The sequence below is a fragment of the Oceanobacillus luteolus genome (genome assembly GCF_023715655.1).
Classification (GTDB): domain Bacteria; phylum Bacillota; class Bacilli; order Bacillales; family Amphibacillaceae; genus Oceanobacillus; species Oceanobacillus luteolus.
In genome coordinates this window covers 1-11,478 of the sequence record NZ_JAMBON010000062.1, presented here as the reverse complement: position 1 = coordinate 11,478, position 11,478 = coordinate 1, and the positions used below count along the sequence as shown (strand labels likewise).

Sequence of the window (11,478 nt, the reverse complement as noted above, 5' to 3'; positions counted from 1 at the left end):
TTTATTTGGGTCATCTTTTCCTACCTCCATGTGTTGTTTTCTTGGTCGAAAATATTTTAACATGGGTCTGGAAGATGACCTATTTTTTTATACCTTTTTACACAATTATAAGGACGTTATCACGAATGCAGAGAAAAATGATTCGTTCGAGTTGATAGAGTGCTTCTCAGAGCACAAATGCAGAGGAAAATTGTTCGTTCGTGTTGATAGAGTGCTTCTCAGTGCACGAATGCAGAGAAAAATCATTTGTTCGTGTTGATAGAGTGCTTCTCAGTACACGAAGGCAGAAAATACTCGTTCGTTCGTGCTGATAGAATGCTTCTCAGCGCACGAAGGCAGAAAAAAATCCTACTTCATGACAATATGGACCGTTTCCGTACACCAAAACTAAATTCAATTGTGCCATATACACCTCTCCTCAGTATAAAATCCCCACGCCCCTCTTTTATCAACTTTTTTTCCCAGTTAGGTATTTAAAAGTTTCTTCTTTGTCTTTTTTTCATATTGTAACTATAAAGGAGGTGTTATCATGCCAACGATTATGTTGGATCCTGGACATGGCGGAAGCGATCCAGGTGCCTCTCAAAGGGGCAATTTAGAAAAGGACCTCAATCTAAGTATCGCGTTGCGAACTCGTGATTATTTACGGAAAAACTATGATGTCAAGGTTAGTATGACAAGGACTACAGATACAACAGTCAGCTTGGCGGCCCGTACCAACCGCGCGAATCGGGAAAATGTTGACTATTATTGTTCGATTCATATTAATGCGGGTGGTGGTAGAGGCTGGGAGAGCTATATTTATAACGGCCCCGTATCATCGCAAACCGTACGAGCGCAGCAGACACTTCATAAATATGTCATGAGCGTAATTTCAAAATATGGAGCTCGTGATCGTGGAATAAAACGGGCAAATTTCCACGTCTTGCGTGAAACGAAGATGCCCGCGATTTTATTGGAAAATTTATTCGTAGATACGACTGCTGACCTTAATCTTCTAAGAGATAAATCATTCTTAAATATTCTGGGAGATGCCATCGGTGAGGGATTGGCTAGGGCACTGTCGTTGAAAAAGCTGGCGAAACCAAAAGACCCTGAGAAGCCGGATACAGGTATGTATTATGTCATTGCAGGAAGTTTTGCATCCCGTAAAAATGCCGAGACACGTAGTAACATGCTGAAAAAGAATAATGTGGAAGCGATAATTAAGACAACTAAAGTGGGAAATGCAACAAGATACAGAGTCCAAGCGGGGGCATTTCGCAATAAAAAATCGGCAGAACAACGGAGGAATGTTATTCGTAACTTAGGCATTAAAGACGCTTATGTTACGACAGATTCATAGCTTGAACTTCAAAAAAGCGGGTTAATTTAAGATTAATCCGCTTTTTTGAGAACCGCAAATGGTATTCTACACTACATGCTTCCAAATAAGAAATAGTAGAATTAACATCACGATATCAAGTCTTGCCTCAAAAGCGAAAGATAGAAATCCAGAATGTGTAAGGATGGGGATTTTTGTAAGAACAATTGCTACAGCCATAATGAGAATGAGTGGGGGAGTGGCGAATCTGATATACATTCTTCCTGCAATCAACATACCGCATGCAATTTCAATAACAGCAACTAAAAATAAAGTTAACTCAGGATACGGCAATCCAAGACCGGCGAACAGTCCTTTAAAGTAGGGAACAATTAATTTGATGACACCGGATGTGATAAATACATAGCCGATCGCATAGCAAATCCACCTAATCAGTTGTCCATGCACAGCAGACACCTCCAATTTTGTATCATAATTATTTCTATGCTTGAATGGAGACAAGCTTGACGGTTATTTTAATTAGAGGTTGCTATTAGCTAATACCCAAATTTAATGCTGAAATTAGGGTTTTGCCTAGCTCGTTTTCAGGGCGAATACCATAGGCTGTAGAGAGTGAGGAAATGGTACCTTCGAATTTTTTGAAAAGGAGCAGGCAAATGAATGGATATGTAGAACATATACCGATGATGTATCATCCGGGACTGCAGCGAAACGGTGGCCCGTATGGTTACGAATACGGTTCTGGTGAGTTTATTGCCCCATTGACTGCTGGTCTGATCGGAGCCGGGTTGGGATTCATAGGAGGAGGATTACTTGCTGGTCGTCCACCGGGGTTTGGCTATGGTCCAGGGCCGTTTTATGGTCCGGGATACGGGTATGGACCGGGATTTTATCCATATGGAGGATATGGACCTTACGGATATTACTAAAATATAGCAGTAAAAAAAGAAGGGTGCTTGCAATTATCTTGCAGCACCTTTTTTGTTGATATTTTATAAGTTCTTCAGAAGGGGATACAAATGATTCGTGCATTTATGAGGTATTTAAGAACACGAATGAAAAGAAATATCTTTCGTTCGTGTAGTCATAGGGCTTCTAAGAACACGAATGCAAAGAAATTTCCCCCTTTCATGCAGTTACAAGGCTTCTAAGAACACGAATGCAAAGAAATTTCCTCCTTTCGTGCAGTTACAAGGCATCTAAGAACACGAATGCAAAAAAATATCCTCCTTTCGTGCAGTTATAGGGCTTCTAAGAACACGAATGCAAAAAAACATCCTCTTTTCGTGCAGTTACAAGGCATCTAGGAACACGAATGCAAAGAAATTTCCCCCGTTCGTACATTTACAAGGCCTCTAGGAACACAAATACAACTGAAATTTTCTTGTTTATGCTTTTATAAGGAGTTTAGGAATAAGAATGCACATTATTGTCCACGCCACAAATGAATCAAATCCTGATTTTGCCCTCTTGCAAAGACATCTGTACGGTTCGGCCCCCAAGAGACGGCAGCTGGGGCAGAATTCAAGTTGCCTCCAAGGTCTTCCCATTCACTCCAGCGAGTGCCGTTCCACTCTCTTCGGAAAAGTCGATTTCCTCTGCCTCGAGCAAAGACCTCTAACCGATTTGCCCTTCTGGAAGATACAGCTGGTGCGCTCGTTAACGTTCCTCCGAGGTTTTCCCAATTACTCCATGTGTTTCCGTTCCACCACTTGTGAATCAAATTATTATTTTGTCCTCTTGCGAACACATCGATGCGGTTCGGTCCCCAGGAAACAGCTGCCGGTTCTGAATTCAAGTTACCGCCGAGGTCTTCCCACTCTTCCCAACGGGATCCATTCCAAGATCGTCTATAAAGCCGGTTCCCCGTACCTCTCACAAAAACATCGAGCTGATTTGCTCGGCGTGAAGAAGCAGCTGGCCCGCTTGTCAATGTGCCGCCAAGACTTTCCCAATCATTCCATCTGCTGCCATCCCACCATTTATGATAAAGTGCGTTGTCTGTTCCACGAACAAATACATCAATTCGGTTCGGTCCCCAAGAAACTGCACCAGGCGAGGATGTTAGAACGCCACCAAGGCTTTCCCAGTTACTCCATCTGCTGCCATCCCACCAAATATGATAGAGCGCATTGTCAGTACCGCGAGCGAAGACGTCTAGTCGGTTATTTTGCCAAGATGCTGCTGCAGGTGCTGATGTCAGCGCACCACCTAAACTCTCCCAGCCTGACCACCCGCCACCAGGACCAGGGCTAGGCTGACCAGGTCGAATGAGATCTAATACAATTTGAATGACTTGCGTTAATATACGGTCCATGACATTCCTTGGTATATTCAGTTGGGTAAACAACAAGGTGAACCAAGGGACTTGTCTTTGGAACTGCTGATAAATTTGATTGGCACTTTGGTTTGTATTTGCTTGATTCAGTGTATAATTAACGATAAAGAAAAAGGCATAATCGGCAATTTGTCTGTTCATGCCGGCCTGCTCAAGTTGTGTATATAGATTACCATGCTCGGAACGAAGCCGTTGCATGATTTGTTGAGCATTCATTTGTTGACGCATATCCATATATGGGTTTCCATAAGGATAAACCGGCATTGGTGCTGGTGCAAAATAATAGGGGTAGTAATACATATTGATTCCTCCGCTTTTTCATTAGCATATGCAAGGAAAATTGGAAGTGACAATCATCTATATTTAACATAAAGGAGTGTTCTTGTGACGATCATCGATAAGTTGAAATTAAGTAAATATGAAAATATGGCTGTGTTACATGAGCCGTCCGATTATCATTTGTTTGATGAATTTAAGACAAAGCTCGAGGGAGAGCATGATGCAATTTTCATCTTTATTGAAACGCTTGACGAGATGAAGCAGCACATACTCCAGGTTATTAAGGAGAATTCAATACAGGAGAAAGGCTATCTATTTTTCGCCTACCCGAAAAAGGGAAATAAACGATACGACACGTATATCCATCGTGATGAAATTTTCCCCGCTTTACAGGTGGGTGAGGACGGTTATGTGCTGGATAGTGAATTGAAGTTTTCCCGCATGGTTAGTATGGATGAGGTATTTACGGTAGTTGGGTTAAAAAGAGAAAAGAAATCTTCTAAGAAGTCTTCAGCTGCAAGTCAGCGTGTTGGAGATTATGAGGAGAAGGTGAAGGATGTGGAGCAAATGTTAGCAGAACATCAGAATGAATTGCAATTCTTTAAAGAGCTGACACCAGGCTATCAACGTGGTTGGGCCCGCTACTTATTTTCGGCGAAGCAACAGAAAACTCGGGATAAGCGCCAGGCAGAAATGATTGATATATTATCTCAAGGATACAAATCAGTAGAGCTCTATCGGAAACATAAAAACTAATTAAAGTGGGTCCAATTTATCTGACCCACTTCAATTAGTTTCAAAGCAGAAGCATTGCAATGAGAATCCCCATCCCCGCCACCAGCAAAGAAAAGGAAAAGTTTTTCTTTGTCACATAGTAAGGCGATACGTGGATGCTCTGCACAGTAAGTGTTGTATTAATTCCATATGGAGATGACGGTGTGGTCGCCATTGCTGAAACGACGAGTACAATCCCAATACTTAGTGGATTGATAGTGCCGAATAAAGGATTCAGCACTTCGAGCAAAATTGCAATTGTTGCTATCGGGTGGACCCCAATCATTCCCATTGCAAAGTAAACCGCAGGAATGAATAGAAAGATTAATAGTGTATAGTCTGATATATGTCCTAGGATATTTTGCAAGAAAAGTGGAATGCTGGTCTGATTAAATCCTTGTGAGAATATCGCTAAAGACAAGAAGAGCACAGCAAAATTTTGCATGCCATTGTTATAGTTCTTCCAATTCTCCCATCCATATTTTAAAAACTTTACTGCACGGCGCATGAACAGGGACCAAATCAATGTAAAAGGAAAAATAACCATCGCTACTGTAAATATAAAATTCCACGTCGTATAATGGTTTGCTGTAATAATCACTGTGAAAAATGCCGATAAAACGAAGAATAGTTTCACTAGCGCCTGTACAAGTTCCTTTTTGTTTACCTGTTCAGCTGGTATATGAATTTCGGCGAACTTTCGCTTGCTATTAAACACCTCTAAAATCGCCACTAAGAATGAACATAACAACAGCCAAGGTAAATAAGATAAGAAGCTTACTCCCGTCGCTTCGATTGTAATCCCAAACAGTATTTCCATTGGGCTCCAAAACGCCGCCAGGGCAAATGTCCGTAATGTCACTTGGATCAAATAATCATTTCTTACCGCTTCATCGATGCCTTTTAATTTTTCGATGAGAATCTGCTGTACGATATATATGGCAGATACATTAATAAAAACGGTTAAGCTATAAGTTGTCGCCAACGATTTTCCATACATGCCGGAAAGCTTGCCATCCTTCGTGTTATTCATGTTTTTCAATGCCCGGTCGTACTCTCCAATACTGAACGCACTTGCCATCCATGGCAGCAAACTTAAGAAAATAAGCATCGGGATGTTATTCATAAATTGCTGTGGAATCTCATAAAAAGGTACCCCTCCACTTAGATTCATCAGCACCCCGCTCAGTGCAAAAAGCAAACTCATGATTTTAAACAATTTACTTGCAAGCCGCCAAGAGAGGATGAAAATAATCAGCGTACTCCAACTGATGATGAATTCAATGGCGGATGATTGTATATAAACGTTGATAATATAAAGTAAAAACAATGCACCATAGATTAGATAAAAAGGTATAATCTTCACTTGGGCTACCCCCTGTTCACCAACGCTTCAAAAACAAATTCCGGGAAAATAGAAACTTTAGATTCTATTAATATTTCAAAAATTTATATTAACTCTACCATAATAAGGCAATCAGGACCAGACTCTTAATCTATCAGGGAATAAAATTTGGATTACTTTCCTGAGCGGGAGGAGTTCTTTTAGTTTGGGGAAGATATCGGGGGGTTACTTTCCTGAAGAGGAAGTCTTCTCGCAGTTTTAGGAAGATATCATGGTTTTATTTTCCTGAATAGGAGATCTTCACGTAGTTTCGGGAAGATACCCCTGCTTTGTTTTCCCGAATAGGATGTCCTCTCGTCGATTAGGGAAGATACCCCAGCTTTACTTTCCTGAAAAGGTGCCTTCACATCGTTTCGGGAAAATATCCCTGCCTTACTTCCCTAAAAGGAAACCTACCTCATAGATTCCGGAAGATAACATGATCCTATTTTCCCGAATTAGAATGCTTCTCATAGAATCCGGAAAATAATCGCCAATATTAATCCGTTTTCATACGTAAGCACTATAAATTGTTACAATCATTCAAACAAATTAAATTATTGTCTGGAAAGCTTGATTTAATGATTTGTTTAAAGATGAGGAGTTATTGTATACTTAAAATACAGATATTTAATAAAGATGAGATGTGGATTGCGTTCTAGATTTATTAAATGGCCGATAGATATAAGTTTAAGAAAGAAAATCAGGAACAAAAGGTTTCGAATCCTGATTGATCAACTAAACGAGGTGAATGGAATGGTTAAACTTCAAGAGAAAAACGAACAACTAGGTAAGATTTTACGAGATATGGGTCGAGTGATGGTTGCATTTTCCGGTGGTGTGGATAGTGCAGTTGTCTTGAAACGTGCTCAAGAGGAATTAGGAGATGACGTACTTGCAGTTGTAGTAAACTCAGAGCTTTTCCGTGATTCGGAATTCGAAGCAGCTGTAAAGCTTGCTAAAGATTTAGGAGTACGTGTCCATACGACAGAAATCAAAGAACTTGAGCAACCTGAAATTGTGGCAAACAATCCAGACAGCTGGTATTTCAGTAAAAAATTACTTTACACACATCTTAATAAATTAGCAGAAGAAATGGATTACCCATACGTGTTAGACGGCATGATTAAAGATGACGAAGAGGATTTCCGTCCTGGTTTGAAAGCGAGAACAGAAGAAGGCATCCGCAGTGTATTACAGGAAGCAAACTTCTATAAGACTGATGTTCGCGCATTGGCGAAAGAATTAGATCTTCCAGTTTGGGATAAAGTTGCATCTTGCAGCCTGGCATCCCGTATTCCTTATGGAACAGAGTTGAGTGCAGACCTAATCGACCAAGTGAACAAGGCGGAACTATACTTACAATCTCTTGGCTTTGAAAAAGTGCGTGTCCGCTACCATGATAACGTGGCTCGTATTGAAGTCGCACCAGAGAAAATTACAGAAGTACTCTTCAAACGCGAAGAAATTGGTAAACAACTGAAAGTATTCGGATTTGACTACGTATCCGTTGACCTTGCAGGTTACCGTACAGGAAGCATGAACGAAGTGATTGAGCAGGAAGAGAAAAAAGCCTACGCTTAAGAGCTAAGCAGTTTTCAGTCGTAAAGATTGGAAACTGCTTTTTTAACGGTTAAAATGATTCTATACTGATTTTTTGTCTCGAAAGGAGCAACAAGAATGAAAACCCTCTATTTTGATTGTTTTTCCGGACTTAGCGGGGATATGACCATCGGTGCGTTAATCGATGCAGGCGGTGATTTCTCCCAGTTGGAAACGGAAATGAAGAAGTTACATATAGAAGATGAATATGAGTTAAAGGTAACGAGCGTTAATAAAAATGGGATAACAGCAACAAAATTTGATGTATTGTTGAAGAATGATGTGCATCATCACCATGATCACACACATGAACATATGGAGCATACACATTCCCATGATGAGCACAACCATACACATGATTATCATCATGGACATACCCATTCACACGTTCATGACCATGAACACGACCATGGGCATCACCACCATCACCACGGACACCATCATCACCGTTCCTATCGTGACATCGCGGAAATGATCCGTTCATCTGAGCTGACAGAACAAGTGAAAGAAACTTCACTTAAAATATTCAAGAAAATTGGCGAGGCAGAAGGAAAAATCCATGGAATGCCACTTGATGAGGTGCATTTCCATGAAGTAGGTGCGGTCGACTCCATCATTGATATTGTCGGGACAGCTATTTTACTGGAACAGCTGGGAGTGGAAAAAATTAAATCATCCGCAGTTCCTACAGGCTCTGGTCATATTCATATCGATCATGGTGTATACCCAGTTCCTGCACCGGCAACATTGGAGATTTTAAGAGGAGTCCCACTTTCGAAAAGTGATTTGAAAGGTGAGCTGACCACACCAACTGGAGCAGCTTTTATTGCGGTATTGGCAGAGGAGTTTACCACATTCCCTTCGATGAAAGTACAATCCATTGGGTATGGTGCAGGTACGAAAAGCTTTCCGAAGCATCCGAACGTGTTAAGGGTTGTAATTGGTGAAGAGTAACGACGGAAGGCAGATGACGATATGGAGAATATTTTAAGACAGGTGCAAGAAGGTAAGCTGACGATTGATGAAGCGATGAAAGTTTTAAAGCCTTATGAGGATTTAGGTTTTGCCAAGGTGGATCATCACCGTAAAAAACGTCAGGGTTTTCCTGAATTTATTTTTGGGGAAGGAAAAACGCCTGAGCAGATTATGGCGATTTTCGAAGCGATGCAAAAGCGCGGCGATGATGTTGTAGTAACACGGGTAGATAAAGAGAAGGCAGCTGAAATTCTCGTGAAGCATCCGGAGCTTACTTATCATGAGACAGCAAGGATCCTTTCTTGGAAAGCGGTTGATTCACAGGAAAAACGAACAGGATACATTGCCATCCTTTGTGCAGGGACGTCGGATTTACCAGTGGCTGAGGAGGCGGCTGTCATTGCTGAACTGCTCGGTAGTAATGTCAGACGTTTTTATGATGTTGGAGTAGCTGGAATCCATCGGCTCTTAGACCATGCGGAGGAAATCCAAGGTGCAACGGTTTCAGTCGTCGTCGCGGGTATGGAAGGGGCACTGGCAAGTGTCGTTGGTGGACTCGTTTCCCATCCGGTCATCGCAGTTCCAACGAGTGTCGGCTACGGCGCCAGCTTTAATGGGGTTTCCGCACTACTTACCATGTTGAACTCATGTGCAAGTGGTGTGAGTGTCGTCAATATCGATAATGGCTTTGGTGGCGGCTATCAGGCTGTTCTCATTGATCGACTAGCGGGTAAAGGGAGCGATTGATATGGAAAACAAGCATCCTCCAAATGAGGAGCATATTGATAGAGAGATGTTTAAAATGGAAGTCAATCTCGATGATACATCAGGTGAGTGGCTCGGCTATGTTATGGACCGTCTATTTGAAGCCGGAGCGAATGACGTGATTTACTCACCGATTTATATGAAGAAAAATCGGCCTGGAGTCCTTTTGCAGCTTTTATGTTCCGCGGATAAATTGGAGGATATGAAAGAGATTCTATTAGCAGAGACAACGACGTTGGGCATTCGCTATTACCCGATTACTGTTCACAGAATGGAAAGAAGATTCATCAAGGTAGAAACAGAATGGGGTCCAATCACTGTCAAACAGGGTGTAAAGGATGGACAAGTTTTCCAAAGCTCACCTGAATATGAAGAGTGCAGAAAGATTGCCCAGGAACATGGAAAACCATTAAAACAAGTTTATGCTGCGGTGTGGAAACAATTATAGAATTTTAAAATAATGAGCTGAGTGTATCGAATCAAATTCGTACGCTCAGCTCTTTTTATTTATTCTATGACATTCATCCGTTTTTGAAATTAATAGGTTGATAACTTTACGTATGGACTATCTATTGCATCTTCTAGTAGAGAGGAGGCTAAAAAATGGTGAATCCATTTGAAGGTTATCGGGTCACGAGTCCTTATGGATGGAGACGATTAAGTGGCGTCAGAGAATTCCATTCAGGTATTGACCTTGTCAAAGCCCATAAGGCTCCGATTTACTCGTTTACCGCCGGTACGGTCATATATGCCGGATTAGGTAAGTCTGGTACTGGTTTAGGTAATTTAGGAAATGTTGTAGTAATAAGAGATAAGAACGGCAGAGGGCAGTTATATGCCCATCTAGATCGTGTCGCCGTAAAGGCCGGTACGAATATTAAAATGGGTCAGTTCATTGGTTATCAAGGAGCAACAGGGCGAGTTACCGGCTCTCATTTGCATTACGAAGTCCGGAAGAAAACTGCGCCATCCTATGGCTGGGAGTCTGATGAAGAAAACAGCACGTTGGAACCAACGGTATATCTTCGGAATTTCGATTCAGGGACAGCTCCTGCTCCTAACAAGAAGTATATCGTGAAAGCAGGGGATACGCTCAGCAAAATCGCTCAGCAGTTTAATACGACCGTAAAAATCATTCAAGCGGCAAACAATATTAGTAATCCGAATCTTATTCGGGTGGGCCAGGTTTTAACGATTCCGAATGCAGCTAATCCTGTCTACTACACAGTTAAATCTGGAAACACGTTATCTGGAATTGCTAGAAAATATAACACAACGGTAGCAGAATTGGTGAGGCTAAATAATATTAAAAACGTAAATGTAATTCAAATCGGTCAAAAGCTGCGTGTTAAATAATTTTTTGAAAGCTAGTGGAATAAAGATGGCGTAAGCAGTTGCTTGCGTCATTTTATTTATCGGAAATGTTTTCAGTCTTCAGTCTTTTGTGGGATACTATAGTAAAAAAAGTTAGGAGAAAGTCGACATGCGGTATATAGCTTACATATTAGCATTACTCGGCGGAATTTTACTGAGCATCCAAGGGGCGGTATATGGACAGCTTGGACAGGTCATTGGCCAGTTGGAGACGAACTTTTATAACTTTTTCGTTGCTTCTATTCTGCTTGGTTTGCTTTGGCTGTTTTTTGGCAAAGGGAATATGTCCAAGATCACAAAAGTACCAAAGTGGACATTAGTTGGCGGGGCTTTTGGCGTCGTATATTTATCAGCGTTAATTATCAGTGTCCCATATATTGGTGTAGGACTCGCCATGTTGGCGTTAATACTCGGTCAATTGATTACAAGTATGGTTATTGAACACTTTGGTTGGCTTGGGAGCAGACGGGCAAAGCTAAATAAAGAAAAAATCTTTGCCATTATTTCCATGCTTATTGCACTAGTTTTAATCTATTAGACCTGCGGTGATATGTCAAGAGTAAAATAAATGATTATTGAGTTATCAAGGTTCAATTATCTTAAAAAAGGCAACACTAAACTAACCCAGTAATATTTACAGAATTTACTGGATATTGTCAGAAG

12 protein-coding genes are annotated in these 11,478 nt (G+C 41.2%); 9 read left to right on the top strand and 3 right to left on the bottom strand.

Annotated elements, in window-relative coordinates; genetic code table 11:
* The first annotated feature begins 529 nt into the window (after window positions 1–529).
* Window positions 530–1,345 (top strand): N-acetylmuramoyl-L-alanine amidase, encoded by an 816-nt coding sequence (locus M3210_RS18740; protein WP_251517592.1) that lies wholly within the window; start codon window positions 530–532, stop codon window positions 1,343–1,345.
* Window positions 1,346–1,411: 66 nt separating this feature from the next.
* Here M3210_RS18740 and M3210_RS18735 read toward each other — a convergent pair whose 3' ends face one another.
* Window positions 1,412–1,771, bottom strand: a complete 360-nt coding sequence (locus tag M3210_RS18735) for a DoxX family protein (protein ID WP_251517589.1) — start codon at window positions 1,769–1,771, stop codon at window positions 1,412–1,414.
* 209 nt (window positions 1,772–1,980) lie between these two features.
* Here M3210_RS18735 and M3210_RS18730 point away from each other — a divergent pair, with 209 nt between their 5' ends.
* Window positions 1,981–2,253 carry a hypothetical protein gene (locus M3210_RS18730; RefSeq protein WP_251517586.1) on the top strand — a complete coding sequence of 91 codons (273 nt, stop codon included), beginning with the start codon at window positions 1,981–1,983 and terminating at the stop codon, window positions 2,251–2,253.
* 497 nt (window positions 2,254–2,750) lie between these two features.
* On the opposite strand, the gene M3210_RS18725 is transcribed toward M3210_RS18730, so the two are convergent.
* Window positions 2,751–3,962, bottom strand: a complete 1,212-nt coding sequence (locus M3210_RS18725) for a PLL family lectin (protein WP_251517583.1) — start codon at window positions 3,960–3,962, stop codon at window positions 2,751–2,753.
* A gap of 84 nt (window positions 3,963–4,046) precedes the next feature.
* On the opposite strand from M3210_RS18725, the gene M3210_RS18720 reads away from it, so the two are divergent.
* Window positions 4,047–4,697, top strand: a complete 651-nt coding sequence (locus M3210_RS18720; protein ID WP_251517581.1) for a YdeI/OmpD-associated family protein — start codon at window positions 4,047–4,049, stop codon at window positions 4,695–4,697.
* 40 nt (window positions 4,698–4,737) lie between these two features.
* Here M3210_RS18720 and M3210_RS18715 read toward each other — a convergent pair whose 3' ends face one another.
* Window positions 4,738–6,081, bottom strand: coding sequence for a hypothetical protein (locus tag M3210_RS18715; protein WP_251517579.1), 1,344 nt, complete (start codon window positions 6,079–6,081; stop codon window positions 4,738–4,740).
* Between the two features lie 774 nt (window positions 6,082–6,855).
* Between M3210_RS18715 and larE the strand changes: the two genes are divergently transcribed.
* From larE to M3210_RS18685, 6 genes are all read left to right on the top strand, one after another.
* Window positions 6,856–7,683: an ATP-dependent sacrificial sulfur transferase LarE gene (larE, locus tag M3210_RS18710; RefSeq protein ID WP_251517577.1), complete on the top strand. Its 828-nt coding sequence runs from the start codon at window positions 6,856–6,858 to the stop codon at window positions 7,681–7,683.
* A gap of 96 nt (window positions 7,684–7,779) precedes the next feature.
* A complete protein-coding gene (gene larC / locus M3210_RS18705) occupies window positions 7,780–8,655 on the top strand; it encodes a nickel pincer cofactor biosynthesis protein LarC (RefSeq protein WP_251517576.1) in 876 nt (291 codons plus the stop codon).
* Window positions 8,656–8,676: 21 nt separating this feature from the next.
* Window positions 8,677–9,423 (top strand): nickel pincer cofactor biosynthesis protein LarB, encoded by a 747-nt coding sequence (gene larB / locus M3210_RS18700; RefSeq protein ID WP_251517575.1) that lies wholly within the window; start codon window positions 8,677–8,679, stop codon window positions 9,421–9,423.
* Window position 9,424: 1 nt separating this feature from the next.
* Entirely contained in the window at window positions 9,425–9,889 is a 465-nt protein-coding gene (larC2, locus tag M3210_RS18695; RefSeq protein WP_251517574.1) for a nickel pincer cofactor biosynthesis protein LarC2, read from the top strand.
* 155 nt (window positions 9,890–10,044) lie between these two features.
* Complete coding sequence (locus M3210_RS18690; RefSeq protein ID WP_251517573.1) at window positions 10,045–10,797, top strand: LysM peptidoglycan-binding domain-containing protein; 753 nt, start codon at window positions 10,045–10,047, stop codon at window positions 10,795–10,797.
* A 127-nt stretch (window positions 10,798–10,924) separates the two neighbouring features.
* A complete protein-coding gene (locus tag M3210_RS18685; RefSeq protein ID WP_251517571.1) occupies window positions 10,925–11,353 on the top strand; it encodes a DMT family transporter in 429 nt (142 codons plus the stop codon).
* The last annotated feature ends 125 nt before the right edge of the window (window positions 11,354–11,478 follow it).